Source organism: Rubrobacter aplysinae, assembly GCF_001029505.1.
GTDB lineage: Bacteria > Actinomycetota > Rubrobacteria > Rubrobacterales > Rubrobacteraceae > Rubrobacter_A > Rubrobacter_A aplysinae.
The window spans coordinates 166,181-182,581 of the sequence record NZ_LEKH01000003.1 but is presented as its reverse complement, the minus strand read 5'-3'; the positions used below and the strand labels follow the sequence as shown (position 1 = coordinate 182,581).

Genomic DNA, 16,401 nt, shown 5'->3' with positions numbered 1-16,401 from the left:
GCAGTGCTTTTGGACTCGCTAAACCCCGCCCAGAGAGAGGCCGTCGCCCACGTCGAGGGCCCGCTACTCATACTCGCCGGAGCCGGTAGCGGCAAGACCCGCGTGCTGACCCAGCGCATCGCGCATATCCTGGATCAGGGCCTCGCAGAGCCCGACGGGATACTCGCCATCACCTTTACCAACAAGGCCGCCCGCGAGATGAAAGAGCGCGTCTCCGAGCTAGTAGGTCCCGAGGCGAAGAAGATGTGGGTCTCGACCTTCCACGCCTTCTGCTCGCGCATCCTGCGGGCGCACGCCGACAAGCTCGGCTACAAGCGCGAGTTCACCATCTACGACGCCGCAGACCAGCAGCGGCTCGTCAAGCGCTGCATCATAGACCTCAACAAGGACCCCAAGAGGTTCAACCCGCGGGCGTTTCAGTCCCAGATCTCCTCGGCAAAGAACGCCCTCCTCTCCGCAGACGACTACCTGCGCCGGACCGAGGGCTACATGGCCGAGAACATCGCCGAGGTCTACGACCTGTACCAGAAGCGCCTGTACGAGAACAACGCCATGGACTTCGACGACCTGCTGATGAACACGGTCTCCCTGTTCGAGATGTTCTCCGACGTGCAGGAGCGGTACATGACCAAGTTCCGCTACATCCACGTGGACGAGTACCAGGACACCAACCACGCCCAGTACAAGCTCGTGAACCTGCTTGCCTCCGACGCCTCGCATCGCAACCTTTGTGTAGTGGGTGACGACGATCAGAGCGTGTACTCGTGGCGAGGAGCGGATATACGCAATATCCTGGATTTCGAGCGCGACTACCCCGAGGCCAAGGTCGTGCGCCTGGAGCAGAACTACCGCTCGACGCAGACTATCCTTCGGGCAGCGAACGCCGTGGTCGCAAACAACGCCTCGCGCAAGGCCAAGGAGCTGTGGACTGAGGGGCTAGAAGGCGAGAAGATCCGGGTCCACACCGCCGCCGACGAGTACGCCGAGGCGCGATACGTGGTCTCCGAGATAGAGCGGCTCGTAGAAGAGGGCGCTTCGAGGGACGAGGTCGCGGTCTTCTACCGCACCAACGCCCAGAGCCGGGCCCTGGAGGACGTGCTGACGCGCGAGCGGGTGCCGTACCAGATCGTGGGCGGCCAGAAGTTCTACGAGCGGGCCGAGATCAAGGACGCCGTCTCCTACCTATCCGTGATCGCAAACCCCGCCGACTCCGTCTCCCTGGAGCGCATAGTCAACGTCCCCAAACGTGGTCTCGGCGACACCTCCGTGGCGAAGCTGCGGGAGTACGCGGCCCGCAACGGCATCTCGCTGTACGAGGCTCTGGATGAGCCCGCCGAGGCCGGGGTCTCGGGCAAGGCGCAGAAGGCGTGCGCCACGGTGCGCGAGCTTTTCGAGGGCTGGCGGGTCGCCGCTCAGGAGATACCGCCGTCGGAGCTCATTGGGGCGGTGCTCGACGACTCGGGCTACCGGCGCGAGCTTCAGGAGGACAATACCGTCGAGTCCGAGGCGCGGCTGGAAAACCTGGCCGAGCTACTTAACGCCGCCGCCGAGTACGAGCGCACCGAGCCCGGGCCCACGCTGGACGGCTTCTTGCAGGAGCAGGCACTGTACTCCGAATCCGACAAGCTGGATGACGCGGCCCGTTCCGGCGGGACGGTGACCCTGATGACGCTGCACAACGCCAAGGGCCTCGAGTACGAGCACGCGTTTATCGTGGGGATGGAGGAGGGTACCTTCCCGCACTCGCGCTCGCTGGACGAGCAGAACGACGAGGAGGAACGCCGGCTGGCCTACGTCGGCATCACCCGGGCCATGAAAACGCTTACCCTGACCTACGCCAAGCTGCGTTCGAGCTGGGGCGGCGATCGGGAGTACCAGATGCCCTCGCGCTTTCTGGATGAGATCCCGGACGAGTTCCGGTCCGGCGTCGGGGGTTCGATGGGCGGTTCTCCAGGCTCCTCCTCGCGAGCTTCTTCGCGATCCGGGCAGACCGTCGGGCGCGGGGGCTGGGGCAGCGCGCTCTCCTCGTCCGGCACCGGTAAGGGCGGAGGGAACCGGAGTGCCGCCTCCGACGCCGGGGACGCCGGAGACGGAGGGTTCTCGAAGGGCGACCGGGTGAGGCACGGCAAGTTCGGCGAGGGCGAGGTCGTCTCCACCGGGGGCGGCAAGGTGGTCGTGCGGTTCGGCTCCGAGGAGAAGACCTTCGTGCCGGGTCTCGCGCCCCTGAGCAAGGTCTCCTAGGGCCCCGGAGTCTTCGGGAGTTTCGCGAGCCCGGAGGCCGGGCAAGGGACGCACGGGTAGAGCGGGATAAGCGGTGCGAGTGGCACAAGGAGGAGCATTGGCGCACGTCTACATCACGGGGCACAAGAACCCCGACACGGATAGCATAGCCTCGGCCATCGGGTACGCCGAGTACAAGAACCTGGTGGACCCGGACAACCTCTACGCTCCGGCCTGCCTGGGCCGGGTCAACTCCCAGACCCAGTGGGCGCTAGACAAGAGCGGGGCCAGGGCTCCGAAGCAGATCAAGCACATCATGCTGCGGGTAAAGGATGTGATGAGCGGTGAGATCACGACCGCCGGCACCCGCGACCCGCTGCGCAACGTCGGGCTCGTGATGTCCCAGAAGAACATAAGCCAGGTCCCGATAGTGGACGACGACGGGACCCTGGCCGGGATCATTACCGAGCGTGACCTGGCCCGGATGTACATCCGCGAGTCGCGCGGGGCGTCGAGCTTCTCGGAGACCCCCGTATCCGTGGACCTGATAGTCGAGGTTCTCGAAGGCGAGCTGGTCGCCGGCAAGGGCAAGGACGTCTTCGGCACCCTGTGGGTGGTCTCGATGAGCGTCGAGTCCATGGGGGGCACCATGCGGGAGGGCGACGTGGTGATCGTCGGCGACCGCAAGGAGGCGCAGCTCCGGGCCCTGGAGCTCGGGGTCGGGGTGCTCGTGGTCTCAAACGGGGCCCGGCCGGAGGAGGAGGTCCTGGAGAGGGCCCGCGGGAACGGTACCGCCGTCGTGCTCTCCTCACTCGACTCCTACGTCACGAGCCGCATGATCCAGCTCTCCGTCCCGTGTGGGGAGGTGATGAGCGAGCATCCCCTGACCGTCTCGCCCGACGAGCTTTTGACCGACATAACCGACCGGGTGATGGAGGTCCACTACCGGGCCGCCATCGCGGTTGACGAGGATAACGTGCCCCTCGGCGTCGTGACCCGCACGAACCTCCTGAACCCGGACCCCCGGCGCGTGATACTGGTGGATCACGCCGAGGTCGGGCAGAGCGTGGCCGGGGTGGAGGAGGCGCAGGTCGTGGAGATACTGGACCACCACCACGTCGGCGACATCCAGACCCGGACCCCGATAGCCGCGACCTTCGACCCCGTGGGCTCCACGGCGACGCTCATAACGGAGCGTTTCCGGAAGACCGGCCTCGACCCCGAGGCGTCCACGGCGAAGATGCTCCTCTCCGCAATACTCTCGGATACGGTAGTCCTCAACTCTCCGACGACCACCGACCGCGACCACGAGGTGGTCGAGTACCTGGAGGAGTATCTAGACCTGGACCACAAGGAGTTCGGCATGGCGATGTTCGAGGCCTCCTCGGACGTTTCGGGGCTGTCGGCGGAGGAGATAGCGGCCCGGGACGCCAAGGAGTACGAGGTCTCCGGCGGCGCGAAGATGTCCATCGCCCAGGTGGAGACGGTCGGCAGCGGTCTGCTGGAGCGCAAGGGCGAGCTGCTCGAGGCGCTCGAAAAAGAGCGCGAGCGGAACGGTTACCTGTTCACGGCGCTCATGGTCACCGACATCATCGAGCAGGGCACCGAGCTCCTGTGCGCCGGGGACTGCGCCTCCGTGGAGCGGGCCTTCGAGGCCGAGGCGGACGGCGGCGTAATAGACCTGCCGGGTGTGATGAGCCGCAAGAAGCAGGTCGCCCCGAAGCTGCTCTCGGCGTTCTAGGGGGTACGGGATGGCGGAGATCATAGACGGCAAGGCCATCGCCGCCGAGGTCCGCTCGGAGGTAGCGGGCCGGGTGGCGGAGCTAGGGCGTCAGGGTGTGTCGGTGAGGCTGGACGTGATCCTGGTCGGCGAGAACCCGGCTTCCGTGACCTACGTCCGCAACAAGGAGAACGACTGCGCCGAGGTGGGTATAGAGTCCCGCGTCCACCGATTCCCGGAGGACGCTTCTCAGGAGGGTCTCGAACGGCTGGTGGAGGAGCTTAACGCCGCCGAGGAGGTCTCGGGCTTTTTCGTGCAGCTCCCGCTGCCGGAGCACGTAGACCAGAACGGGCTCTTGGCCGGGATCTCACCGGACAAGGACGTGGACGGCCTCGTCCCCCTGAGCGCGGGACGGCTCGCGCTGGGGCTGCCCGCGCTGCTGCCCTGTACCCCGCACGGCGTGCTCCAGCTACTAAAACGCAGCGGCGTCGAGATCGAGGGCCGCCGGGCGGCCGTGCTGGGCCGCTCCAACCTCGTCGGAAAGCCCGCGGCCCAGCTCCTCCTGCGGGAGAACGCGACCGTCACCATCTGTCACTCCCGGACCCGGGACCTCGCCGAGGTTACCAGCCGGGCCGACATCCTGGTCGTGGCGGCCGGAAAACGCGGCGTGGTCGGCGCGGATCACGTGAAGGAAGGCGCGGTCGTCGTGGACGTGGGCATCCACCGCACAGAGGAGGGCGGACTTACCGGAGACGTGGACTTCGAGGCCGTCGAGCCGAAGGCGTCCGCCATTACCCCGGTCCCGGGCGGCGTCGGCCCGATGACCCGCGCCATGCTACTCTACAACACGCTGGAGGCGGCGAGGGGGAGATAGCCACCGTGCGGGATACAGAGCTTCTGCGCAGGGTCCCGAACACCCCCCGCTGGCTCGAAACCCGCTCCCTGCTGCTCTCCGGCAGCGGTGAGGTGTCCGGAGCCTCCGGCGACGGGTTCGTGGTGGCGGACGCGGAGGACGGGCTAGTCTGCATCTTCGGAGAGCCGGCGGCCGGCGACATCCGCGAGGCCGCTCTCGGGCTCTCCGGGGCGCGGGCCGTGCTGTGCGCCCCGGAGAATCGCGGGTACGTGGCAGAGGCGCTGCCAGGCTACGAGGTCGTGCGGGCCGTCCTGCACCTGCCCGGAGACGACGGCCTGCGAGTACCCGAGACGTCGGGGGATACGGTGCGGCTGATCGGGGACCGCGAGGTCGAGGAGTCCCTACAGGGGGTTTCCGAGGAGCTGCGCCGGGAGCTGAGGATCGCCGTCCGCCGCTCGCCCGTGGCCGCCGCCACCTTCGAGGGCGCCCCTGTCTCCTTCTGCTACGCCGCCGCCCGCACGGAGACCCTGTGGGACGTATCCATAGCCACCGCCGAGGGTTTCCGCAGGCTCGGGCTGGCGACGGCCTGCGTCTCCTACATGGTCGGGATCATGGAGAGGGAGGGGCTCATCCCGGTTTGGGGGGCGGAGGAGCCGAACGCCGCCTCCCTCGCGCTCGCGGCCAGGCTTGGCTTCGTGCCGGTGGACGAGGCCGCCGTGTTCCATCCGGGAGCCGGTGACACAGATACGGCCCCGGGAGCGGTGCGCTAAGATGGACGGGGCCGGGATCGCGGCAGAGCGGGGTCCTGGTTGATAAGAGCCGGTTAATAGCAGCAGGTAAGAGCAGAGGAGCGTTCAGATGATATCCGAAGAAGAGGTGCGGCACGTGGCCGAGCTAGCCCGGCTCGGCTTGAGTGAGGAGGAGGTGTCGCGGATGAGCGGAGAGCTCGGTGCGATCCTGGACAGCGTGGAGAAGATCGGGGGGCTCGACCTGTCCGGCGTACGGCCCACGGCGAACCCGCTCGCCGCCGTGAACGTGCTGCGCCCCGACGAGCCCCGCGAGGAGCTCTCACGCGAGGAGGCGCTCTCGCCGGCCCCCGAGCCGGAGGGTGATCTATTCGGCGTCCCGAGGATAGACTAGCCGTGGGCGCAGGCGAGCTACTCAAGCTATCCGCCCGCGAGCTCTCGGGCAAGATAACCTCCCGCGAGGTCTCCGCCCGCGAAGCCGCCGAAGCCGCCAACGACCGCGTCTCGGAGGCGGAGGGCGGGATCAACGCGTTTATCACGCCCACGCCGGAGATCGCGCTGGACCGCGCCGGCAGGATCGACTCCCGGCTCTCTAACGGCGGCTCCGGCGGGGTAAAGCCGTGGGAGGGCGTGCCGCTCGTGGTCAAGGACAACCTCTCTACGAAGGGCGTAAGGACCACGGCGGGCTCGAAGATGCTGGAAGGCTTCGAGCCGGTCTACGACGCGACCGTGCTCGGCAGGTTCGGCGAGGATCTCGTAATGGTCGGCAAGGCCAACTGCGACGAGTTCGCGATGGGCTCCTCCAACGAGAACTCGGCCTACGGCGTCGTCCACAATCCCTGGGACACGACGCGGGTCCCGGGCGGCTCCTCGGGCGGGTCGGCCGCGGCGGTGGCCGCCGGAGAGGGCTGGTGGGCGCTCGGCTCCGATACCGGGGGCTCGGTAAGGCAGCCCGCATCTCTGTGCGGCGTCGTCGGGCTCAAGCCTACCTACGGACGCGTCTCGCGCTACGGGCTCATAGCGTTCGGGTCGTCCCTGGATCAGATCGGACCCATAACCCGCGACGTGCGGGACTCGGCCATGCTCCTCGGCGCGATAGCCGGCCGCGACCCCCGCGACTCCACGACCGCCGCCGCCGCCGTGCCGGACTACCTCGCCACGATAGAGGATGGGGTGGAGGGACTGAAGGTCGGTCTCGTCACGGAGCTCATGGACGAGCGTATAGACCCCGGCGTGCGTCAGGTTACGCAGAGGATGGCCGACGGTCTCCGGGAGGCGGGGGCCGAGGTCGGGGAGGTGACGCTGCCCCACACGTACTACGCTCTTGAGGCTTACTACATAATCTCTCCGGCGGAGATATCGTCCAACCTCGCCCGCTTCGACGGGGTGCGCTACGGGCTGCGAGAGCCAGCCGAGGGTGTACACGAGATGTACCGCCGCACCCGGGACGCCGGGTTCGGGCCGGAGGCCAAACGCAGGATCATGCTCGGAACCTACGCCCTCTCGAGCGGCTACTATGACGCCTACTACGCCCAGGCCCAGAAGGTGCGCACCCGCATTATCGAGGACTTCCGCGACGCCTACGCCCAATACGACGTGCTGCTATCGCCGACCGCGCCGTCGGTGGCTTTCGAGCTCGGTGCGAAGTCCGACGACCCGCTGGCGATGTACCTCCAGGACATCTGCGCCGTACCGGCGAGCCTCGCCGGTGTACCGGCGGTCAGCGTGCCGGGCGGGCTCTCGGAGGGCCTGCCGGTCGGCGTGCAGCTAATGGCGAACCACTTCGACGAGCCGACCATGCTCCGCGCCGCCCGCGCTGCCGAGAAGGTGGCAGACCTCGGATTCGAGATCAGGCCCTCCTAGACGCCGGCTCCCGGTGTCGGCATCTAATCTCTTACCGTGTTACCGCCGGAGCTTTTTGCCCGGTACAGGGCTGCGTCGGCGGCCCTGGTCAGGGTCTCCGGCGTGTCGCCGTCTCCGGGATAGGTGGCGACGCCTATGGAGAGGGTGGGGTTCGTGGAGACGCCGTTACGCTTGAAGGTGTACTCCTCTACCGTGGACCGCACCTTCTCCGCGACTCCGAGGGCTTCCTCCCGGGTGAGGCCGGGCAGGATGCTCTGGTACTCGTCGCCGCCGAAGCGGGTTGCGAAGCGTCCGTCCGCGCGATGGAGGCTGCCGATCACGCTGCCGACCTCGCCCACGGCGAACTCCCCTATCAGATGTCCGTGGGCGTCGTTTATCTTCTTCAGGTTGTCTATGTCGGCCATCAGTATCGAGAGGGGCTGACGGTCGGCGCGCGCGGCCTTCAGCGAATGCTCGAACTCCTCGTTGAAGCGGCTCTTGGACAAGAGGCCCGTGAGGTAGTCCTCGTTTATCAGGCGATTCAGCGAGTCGTGGAAGCGGGACTTTATCGGGTCGCCGCAGGAGAACTCGAGCACGCTGGATCCCAGAAACACCCGGTCGCCGTCCAGGAGGGTGTGTCTGCCGTCCGCCAGTTCCCCGTTGACCCGGGTGGAGCCCGACAGGTCGCGCACCACGTAGCCGCAGTCGCCGCAGGCTATGACCTCGGCGTGGCGCGGCTCCACGGTGGCGTCCCGGATCACGGCGTCCGCCCGGAATGGGTCGCTGCCCAGTACGAGGTCCTCGCCCTCCAGCCGGCAAACGTCGCCGAAGCTCGGACCCTGCAGCACTACGAAGTGTGCGAGATCCTCTCCAACGTCCCCCGCGCCGTCTCCGCCGGAGGCTTCGCATCTCCCGTTTTGCAGCTCGTACTGCGTCTGATTTTGCGGCTCTGTCTCCTGCATCGTGAGACAATATAGCACCCGGATACGGCGGGGCAGGTGCTAGAATTAACGGTCTGAATGCGGCGGGTGTGATCCGGTACCGGGCGCGTGGCGGGACGAGACCGGGCTGTGCGAACGGTTTAAACGGAGTAAACGAGGCAAACGAGGTGTGAGGTTGGAGAAGACCGAGAAGGTCGAGACGGCGCGTGAGGGGCAGGGTTACACGGCGGTAATAGGGCTGGAGTTCCACGCCCACATCGCCACCCGGACCAAGATGTTCTGCGGCTGCCGGGTGACCTACGGCGACGAGCCCAACACTCACACCTGCCCGGTATGCCTCGGACATCCCGGCGCGCTCCCGGTGACCAACGAGCGGGCCGTCGAGCTCGGCGTGATGGCTGGTCTCGCGCTGAACTGCCGGGTAGCCGACAGGGCCGTGTTCGCCCGCAAGAACTACTTCTACCCCGACCTGCCAAAGGGGTACCAGATCTCGCAGTACGACGAGCCGATCTGCACCGGCGGCCACATGGACGTGCCGACCTCGGATGGCACGGTCCGCGTCGGAATTACCCGGCTGCACCTCGAAGAGGACGCCGCGAAGAACGTACACACCGGCGAGTCGGGCCGGATGCATGGCTCCACCGGCTCGCGCATAGACTACAATCGCGGCGGCACCCCCCTGATGGAGATCGTCACCGAGCCCGACATCCCCTCGCCCGAGGCGGCCCGCGCAACGGCGAACAACCTCAAGGAGCTGCTGCAGTCCATCGGGGTCTCCGAGTGCGACATGGAGAAGGGTCAGCTCCGCTGCGACGCCAACGTCTCCATCCGCAACCCCGACGGCTCCTATGGCACCAAGACCGAGCTCAAGAACATGAACTCCTTCCGCTTCGTAGAGCGCGGCCTCGCGAGGGAGATAGAGCGCCAGATCGAGGTCCTCGAAGACGGCGGGACGGTCTCCCAGAGCACGCTCCACTATGATCCGGAGACCGACGAGGTGCACGAGCTGCGCACCAAGGAGTTCGCCCACGACTACCGTTACTTTCCGGAGCCGGACCTGATGCCGCTCGCGCTCGACTCGGGCTGGGTCGCCGACCTCGAAAGCCGGATGCCGGAGCTGCCCGACGCGATGCGCGCCCGTTTCGTCTCCGAGTACGGCCTCTCCGAGTACGACGCCGGCGTCCTCGCCTCCGACCGCGCCCTCGCCCGCTACTACGAGCGGGTCGCCGCGGCCGACGGGGTCGACCCCAAGCAGGCCGCGAACTGGGTATCGGTCGAGCTCCAGTCGTACCTCAACGACGCGGACATGGGCGTTGAGGAGACCCGCGTCACGCCGGAGCGGATGGTCGGGATCATCTGCCTCGTCGAGGACGGAACCGTCTCCCGGGCCGCCGCGAAGGAGGTGCTCGGCAAGGTCTTCTCCGGAGAAGGAGAGCCATCCGAGATCGTCGAGCGCGAGGGGCTGGCCCAGATCGGGGGCGACGAGCTCGGCGGCGTCGTGGACGAGGTGATCTCGTCAAACCCCGAGGAGGCGGAGCGTGTCGAGAACGGCGACCAGAAGGTCATAGGCTTCCTCGTCGGCCAGGTGATGAAGAGGACCCGTGGTAGCGCGGACGGGGGCCGGGCGCGGGAGCTTATCCTGGAGAAGCTCTCCGGCTAGCCTGTGTCTGCCGTGTCCGAGCCTTCTCCGGAAAACCCCCAGGACGCCGCGCGGGCCACGCCCGGTGAAAGCGGCGGCCCGGCTCCCCGGATCGCCGTCCCCGCGGACTCGCCGGGCCTGATGCAGGCCGTGAGGGAGGCCGGCGGCGAGCCGGTAAACCTCCCGGAGCCGCCCCTTTCCCCGGAGTGGGGCGTCGCGCTCGTGCGGGAGTGGATCGCGGACGCCGCACATCTCGGTCTCGCGGCCACCGGCGCGGCGGCGCTCTTGATCCCGGATGGTCCACCGGAGCGGCTCGCCGGGCTGATCTCCGCCGCGCTGCGGGCGGAGTTGCCCGTGGTCCTCGACGCTCCGCTCGGCGGCCCGCTAAACGGCACCCCCGCGCCGTTCTCGGCCAGCATGGCGGCGCTCGGTCTCGTGCCGTTCTCCGCAGGGCCCACCGAAGGGGCCGAGGAGACTCTATCTGCGGCGGAGACGGCGGTGGAGCTCGGACGAGCCGGCAAGCCCACGGCCCGCAGGCTGGTCTCTAGCTTCTCGCTGGCGAACGCGCTGCGCGCCGGGCTCTCCCTCGGCGGCGGACCGGAGACCGTGATCCACCTCTCCGCCCTGGGCCGGGAGGCCGGGGTAGCGGGATGCGCCCGCATGCTCCGGGTGCTCATCCCGGAGACGCCGGTGGTCGCCGAGCCTGCCTCGGAGTGGTTCGGCCGCCGCGGCGTGCCGGGACTGTTGGCGCACATCTCCGGCGACCTGCACCACGCCCCGACCGTCTCCGGCCGTCTCAAGACCTCCCTCCCCGAAGCGGTCGAAGATTCAGAGGACGAGGGGAGCGGCCCGTTCTCGGGCTCCCGGCTGGTCCTGATCGAGGGCCGGGCCTCGGCGACCGAGACGCCTTGCCGGCAGATGCCCGGGGCAGAGGAGGTTCGGGGCGAGTGCCGGGTCTTCTGGTCCGAGAAAGAGGCGCTCGGCGCCGTGGAGAACGGCGCTCTGGAGGAGGGGCAGATCCTGGTGGTCGGCGGCCTCGGGGGGCGGGGCGCTCCCGGACTGTGGCGGCTGGACCGGCTCTCCGGAGCCCTGCGGGAGGCCGGTCTCGAAGATATCCCCGTCTTTACCGACGGCCTGGCCCCCGACGGGGCCCGGGGCGCGTGGGCCTCCCCGGTGTGGCCCGAGGCCGCCGGTGGGGGTGTGATCTCCCGCCTGCGGGACGGGGACAGCCTGCGCCTGGATCTCCTGGAAGAGAGGATCCGGGCAAACGTTAGCGCCCAGGAGATGGAGGACCGCGCCCCCGGTGCGCGCTTCGGCCGCCGGGGCGGGGAGACGGGCTACGCCGCCCGCTACGCCGCCGGTCACGCCGCACCCCTCGAAGGAGGCGGTTTCGACGCGGCGAAAGGTTAGGCTGGCTGGCTTTCTGGTGGGTCATCCGGTGTGGCCCCGGGCGCGGTCCGGACTGCGAGCCAGACGACGACCGGCCACTTTCCGCAACTTTCCGCCACGTTATCCGGCGAAGCTGATAATCTTACCCGGTGCCAGAAGTGGAGGGGGAAACGAGATGCCCGGCAAAACGCTCCGAGTGAGCAGCCCGTGAGCGAGCCCCGGAGGGTCCGGCGGTTCGAGAGAAAACGCAAGCGCCGGCGCCGGTTGGCGGCGCTGGTGGTCCTGCTCGCGCTCGTGGTCGTCGTGCCGCTCGCGCTCCTCGGCGTGACAGGGGGCGGGGTCGGCTCTGTGGGCTCATCTCTGGGTTCCCTGCAGAGCCAGCTCGTCGGCGGAATCCAGAGCCTCCCTCCGGGGACATCGTCCACGGGGGGCTCCGGTGAGGAAGAGCTCGCCCGCAGCGCGGATGAGGCTACCGGGGCAGCCCGGGAGGGCGATCAGGGCGGCGGCCAGAGCGGGGGCGGCGGTAACCCTGGAGCCGGTGAGTCCGGAGGAGGCGCGGAGCCCTCGCTGTCACAGCCGTCCCCCGCCGCGGCGGCGTACGCCGCGGTCGCGCCCGCGCTACCCGGAGCGGAGCCTTCGGGGGTCGGGACCACCTTCCAGAGCACCGACGACCCCTCGTGGGCAGTGACGGAGATCGAAGATCCCAGCCGGGATGGCGCCTACGCCGTGTACAGCAAGAAGGTCGGGAGGAAATGGGAGGCCCGGCGCTCGGTGCTGGCGGATAACCCAGACTATCCAGAGAAAGGCCGGGCTCCCCTGGTGGGCCTGCCGGAGGACGTGCGCAAGAGCCTCTACCCGGAGCCGGGGGCGACGATAGGCCCCGCCGACGGCCCGGAGGCGGAGGCCCGTATACTGGCCTCCGACAGCCTGTACCTCGGGGGAGGCTGGGAGCCGGTGGCCCTGCAAAAGGAGGGTGACTTCGCCAGGGTGCGGATGCAGGGAGGCTCCGGCGAGCGTACCAACGCCTATCTCCGCAGCTACGAGGGGTCCTGGTACACCCTCGGCCTCGGACGTAACCTCACCAAGGCCGAGCTACCCGGCTTCCCGGAGCCGCTCGTCGCCTCGGGCTCCCTGCCCGAGGCCGGTCCGGCGATGGTGCCGACGGCGGAGCCCGTGCTGGAGGGTGTGCCCCGCGAGAGGCGCGAGGAGGTCGAGGAGGGTCTCGGTGAGGTGCGCAAGATCGTCGAGGATTACGAGGGGACCGTCGGGGTGTACGTACAGGATAAGAGCGGAGACTGGGGGTACGGTATCCGGCCCGACGAGCGGTTCTACGCCGCCTCGGTCATAAAGCTCCCCGTAATGGCCGCCGTGTACCGCAAGATCGAGGCCGAAGAGCTCTCGCTGGATGAAACCGTCGCGACCGAGGACCGGGACTACGCCGGCGGCGCGGGCGGCCTGCAGTGGCAGGAAGAGAGCGTATCCCACACCGTATCCGACTATCTGTGGATGATGGTAAAGCAGTCCGACAACGTGGCGACCAACCTGCTGGTGCGCACCGTCGGCGGCCCCGGGTACGTCAACGAGGTTGCCAACGACCTCGGTGCGGAGAACACGGAGATCCACAACAAGGTCACGGACCAGCGCGCCGCCGCACCGGGCCTCGACAACTACACCACCCCGCGCGACATGGCGGAGATACTCTCCGGCATAGCCTCCGGCGAGGCGGCGAACGAGGCCCACACCGGGGAGATGCTCGGCCTGATGCGCCAGAACGGCCCCGAGAGCTGGGTCGGCGGAGACCTGCCGCCGGAGGCGGAGCCGGCCTGCAAAGTGGGTTGGATCAACGGCGTCTACAACGACATCTGCCTCGTGCAGACGGAGGGGGAGCCGTACATAATCTCCGTCTTCTCCAAGTACGGCCCGCCCCGGGTAGCTCCCGGCGTTTCGACGCTGGGCGGAATATCCGAGGAGGTCTGGGAGATACAGACCAACGCCGGAAAGGATGAAGAGAATAAGAAAGATGAGAAAGAACGGGACAAAAAACAAGAGAAACAAGATTAGCAGCCATAGCTTTCACGGGTTTTGATGTCTAAAAATGCTTTAATGGCGAGGGTGAGCGGGCCGGTGGAGCGTGAAAGGTCGCATTTAATGCTATGGGACGTGGTCTGCCGGCCGGTTTGTGTCTAGAATAGCCGGGTTGGCCCGGAGCGGGTGTTCCCGGAGCGGGCCGGCGGCGAGTCACCGGATGAGCCGGAGTATCCACAGAGTCTACAGAGGGAGCAATTAGCACGCATGATGAACAAGTATCGTCTAATGTCGCCCGGACCGACGCCGATACCGCCCGAGGTCTCGGCCGCTGGCGCGCTGCCCATAATCCACCACCGCACGCCGGAGTTTGGCGAGGTGTTTACCCGGGTGAACGAGAACCTGAAGAAGGTGTTCCTGACCGGGAACGACATCTTCACCTACCCGGCTAGCGGGACCGGGGCCTTCGAGGGCGCGCTGGTGAACCTGTTCTCGCCCGGCGACAAGGTGCTCGTCGTGAACAACGGCAACTTCGGTAACCGCTGGGTCAAGATGAGCCGGGCGTTCGGCCTGGAGGTCACGGAGCTCAAGTACGAGTGGGGCGAGAAGGCCGATAACGAGGACGTGCGCCGGGCGCTCGCGGGCGACCCCGGGATCAAGGCCGCCATGTGCGTCCTGTCGGAGACCTCGACCGGCACAGTCAACGACATCGAGGGCTTCGCCGCCGCCACGAGCGACACGCTGACCGTCGTGGACGCCGTCTCCGGGCTCGGGGCCTGCGAGCTGCGCACGGATGAGTGGGGCGTTGACGTGGTCGTCGCCGGGAGCCAGAAGGCCCTGATGACGCCGCCGGGGCTCGGCTTCGTGAGCGTCTCGGAGAAGGCGTGGGAGTATCACGCGGAGTCCACCATGCCGCGTTTCTACTTCGACTTTACCGCCGCGAAGCAGGCCTACGACAAGAGCCCGCCGCAGACGGCGTTCACCCCGGCGGTCAGCCTCATAATGCAGCTGGACTACGCGCTGGGTCAGATCCTCGAGGAGGGTGTGGAGAACGTGTTCGAGCGGCACCGGATGCTCGGGCGCGCGGCGCGGGAGGGCATCAAGGGCATGGGTCTCACGCTCTTCGGGCCGGACGAGGAGCTGAACACGGCGGTCACCGCCGCGTGGGTCCCGGAGGGGCTGGACGGCAAGGCGCTGGTGCGGTCCATATTCGAGGATCACGGCGTCCAGATCCAGGGCGGACAGGCCGAGTACGCGGGCCGGATACTGCGCGTCGGGCACTGCGGCTACTTCGACGCCTACGACATCATCTCCACGATGGCCGCCACCGAGCTCGCGCTCGAAGCTCAGGGCCATCCCGTCGAGCTCGGCAAGGGTGTGGGCGCGGCCCAGCGCGTCTTCTCGGAGAGCGGGGTGACCGCTTGAAGGTCCTGATCACCGAGAAGCTCGCCGAGAGCGGCGTCGAGCTGCTAAAAGAGGACTTCGACGTCGACGTGCTGCTCGACCTCTCCGACGAGGAGCTTCTGGAGAGGATAGGCGAGTACGACGGCCTCATAATCCGCAGCGCGACCCAGGTGACGGCGGACGTGATCGGGCGCGCCGACAACATGAAGGCCATCGGGCGCGCAGGTATCGGGGTGGACAACATAGATATCGAGGCCGCCTCCAAACGCGGCATCCTCGTGGCGAACGCCCCGGAGTCCAACACCATCGCCGCCGCCGAGCACACCCTGGGCTTGATGCTGGCCGCCGCGCGCCACATCCCGGCGGCGGACGCCTCTCTGCGTGAAGGTAAGTGGAAGCGCGGCGAGTTCAAGGGTGTGGAGGTCGCGGAGAAGACGCTCGGGCTCGTCGGGCTCGGGCACGTCGGGGCCATAGTCGCCCGGGGTGCCCTGGGCATGAGGATGAAGGTACTCGCCTACGACCCGTACATCTCGGACGAGAAGATCCGGCAGATGGGCGTCCACCGCGCCGAATCTGTCGAGGAGGTGCTGGAAAACGCCGACTTCATCTCGCTGCACGTGCCGCGCACGCCGCAGACGACGGGCATGATAGATTCCGCCGCGCTCGGGCGGATGAAGCCCTCGGCCTACCTCATAAACGTCGCCCGTGGCGGCATCGTAAACGAGACCGACCTCTACAACGCCCTCAAGGAGGGGACCATCGGCGGGGCCGCCCTCGACGTGTACGCCGAGGAGCCGAACACCGGCTCGCCGCTGTTCTCGCTCCCGAACACGGTCGTCACGCCCCACCTCGGCGCGAGCACCGTGGAAGCCCAGGATAGGGCCGGGGTGACCGCCGCCGAGCAGGTCGCGTTCGCGCTCCGGGGCGAGGTGCCGATGCACGCCATAAACGCCCCGGTACCGGAGGGCGAGGGGGCGGAGTTCGTCGGGCGTTTTTCCGAGCTGTGCGAGTCGCTCGGCAAGCTCCTGTACGGCCTCTCGGACCGTCCGGGTGAGACGCTCAAGGTAGAGTACCGCGGCGAGGTCGCAGAGTTCGACACTCGGCTTTTGGACGTCTCGGCGCAGAAGGGGCTGCTCGCGCCGATGGTGCACGAGCCCCTGAACTTCGTGAACACCCCGGCGCTCGCCCGCGAGAGGGGCCTGAAGGTCGAGACCTCGCGCGTGCCCGAGGACGGGGCTTACACGAGCCTCGTGACGCTCAGGATGCAGACCCGTGACGGCGAGCACGCCGTAAGCGGGACGCTCATCGGCACCGGGATGCGGCCGCGTCTGATAGGCGCGATGGGCTTCACCCTGGACATCACCCCGGAGAAGCACATGCTGTTCATCCGCAACAAGGACATGCCCGGCATGATCGGGCGCATCGGATCTGTCCTCGGCGAGGCCGGCCTGAACATCGGTAACATGGCCGTGGGCCGCGACGAGCCCAACTCCGGCGCGGCGATGGCCGTGACGGTGGACGAGGAGGTCCCGGATGAGGTGCTACAGCAGCTACTGGAGATCCCGGGCTTCACGGAGGCCCGCTCGGTAACGCTGTAGCCGTGGTAGACGTAGCAGAGCGTT

The 16,401-nt window shown here is 67.7% G+C and carries 12 protein-coding genes; 11 read left to right on the top strand and 1 reads right to left on the bottom strand.

What is annotated here, in order from left to right; translation table 11 throughout:
- Positions 1-3 precede the first annotated feature (3 nt).
- The 6 genes from pcrA to gatA all read left to right on the top strand — a co-directional run bounded on the left by pcrA (position 4) and on the right by gatA (position 7,402).
- Positions 4-2,241 carry a DNA helicase PcrA gene (gene pcrA / locus ABD53_RS04805; protein WP_047864612.1) on the top strand — a complete coding sequence of 746 codons (2,238 nt, stop codon included), beginning with the start codon at positions 4-6 and terminating at the stop codon, positions 2,239-2,241.
- A 97-nt stretch (positions 2,242-2,338) separates the two neighbouring features.
- Positions 2,339-3,961: a putative manganese-dependent inorganic diphosphatase gene (locus tag ABD53_RS04800; protein ID WP_047864611.1), complete on the top strand. Its 1,623-nt coding sequence runs from the start codon at positions 2,339-2,341 to the stop codon at positions 3,959-3,961.
- 10 nt (positions 3,962-3,971) lie between these two features.
- On the top strand, positions 3,972-4,814 hold the full coding sequence (gene folD / locus ABD53_RS04795) for a bifunctional methylenetetrahydrofolate dehydrogenase/methenyltetrahydrofolate cyclohydrolase FolD (protein ID WP_047864610.1): 843 nt from the start codon (positions 3,972-3,974) through the stop codon (positions 4,812-4,814).
- A gap of 5 nt (positions 4,815-4,819) precedes the next feature.
- On the top strand, positions 4,820-5,563 hold the full coding sequence (locus ABD53_RS04790; protein WP_047864609.1) for a GNAT family N-acetyltransferase: 744 nt from the start codon (positions 4,820-4,822) through the stop codon (positions 5,561-5,563).
- A gap of 88 nt (positions 5,564-5,651) precedes the next feature.
- Positions 5,652-5,933, top strand: a complete 282-nt coding sequence (gene gatC, locus ABD53_RS04785; protein ID WP_047864608.1) for an Asp-tRNA(Asn)/Glu-tRNA(Gln) amidotransferase subunit GatC — start codon at positions 5,652-5,654, stop codon at positions 5,931-5,933.
- Between the two features lie 2 nt (positions 5,934-5,935).
- Positions 5,936-7,402, top strand: coding sequence for an Asp-tRNA(Asn)/Glu-tRNA(Gln) amidotransferase subunit GatA (gene gatA / locus ABD53_RS04780; protein ID WP_047864607.1), 1,467 nt, complete (start codon positions 5,936-5,938; stop codon positions 7,400-7,402).
- 23 nt (positions 7,403-7,425) lie between these two features.
- Here the strand turns inward: gatA and ABD53_RS04775 are convergent, their stop codons facing one another.
- Entirely contained in the window at positions 7,426-8,343 is a 918-nt protein-coding gene (locus ABD53_RS04775; protein WP_047864606.1) for a GGDEF domain-containing protein, read from the bottom strand.
- Between the two features lie 154 nt (positions 8,344-8,497).
- Between ABD53_RS04775 and gatB the strand changes: the two genes are divergently transcribed.
- The 5 genes from gatB (at position 8,498) to serA (ending at position 16,377) form a co-directional block, all read left to right on the top strand.
- Positions 8,498-9,982, top strand: a complete 1,485-nt coding sequence (gatB, locus tag ABD53_RS04770; protein ID WP_053057682.1) for an Asp-tRNA(Asn)/Glu-tRNA(Gln) amidotransferase subunit GatB — start codon at positions 8,498-8,500, stop codon at positions 9,980-9,982.
- A gap of 3 nt (positions 9,983-9,985) precedes the next feature.
- A complete protein-coding gene (locus tag ABD53_RS04765; protein WP_152670583.1) occupies positions 9,986-11,371 on the top strand; it encodes an IlvD/Edd family dehydratase in 1,386 nt (461 codons plus the stop codon).
- A gap of 186 nt (positions 11,372-11,557) precedes the next feature.
- Positions 11,558-13,411 (top strand): serine hydrolase, encoded by a 1,854-nt coding sequence (locus tag ABD53_RS04760; RefSeq protein ID WP_152670582.1) that lies wholly within the window; start codon positions 11,558-11,560, stop codon positions 13,409-13,411.
- Positions 13,412-13,642: 231 nt separating this feature from the next.
- The gene (locus ABD53_RS04755) at positions 13,643-14,800 is read left to right on the top strand and encodes a pyridoxal-phosphate-dependent aminotransferase family protein (protein WP_047864603.1); all 1,158 of its coding nucleotides are present in this window, start codon (positions 13,643-13,645) and stop codon (positions 14,798-14,800) included.
- On the top strand, positions 14,797-16,377 hold the full coding sequence (serA, locus tag ABD53_RS04750) for a phosphoglycerate dehydrogenase (protein WP_047864602.1): 1,581 nt from the start codon (positions 14,797-14,799) through the stop codon (positions 16,375-16,377). Before ABD53_RS04755 ends, serA begins: the two co-directional genes overlap by 4 nt.
- Positions 16,378-16,401 lie beyond the last annotated feature (24 nt).

Coding starts and splice junctions, on each gene's coding strand:
- gatC (WP_047864608.1), top strand. CDS start 5,652: ATGATATCCGAAGAAGAGGTGCGGCACGTGGCCGAGCTAGCCCGGCTC.
- folD (WP_047864610.1), top strand. CDS start 3,972: ATGGCGGAGATCATAGACGGCAAGGCCATCGCCGCCGAGGTCCGCTCG.
- ABD53_RS04775 (WP_047864606.1), bottom strand. CDS start 8,343: ATGCAGGAGACAGAGCCGCAAAATCAGACGCAGTACGAGCTGCAAAAC.
- ABD53_RS04755 (WP_047864603.1), top strand. CDS start 13,643: ATGATGAACAAGTATCGTCTAATGTCGCCCGGACCGACGCCGATACCG.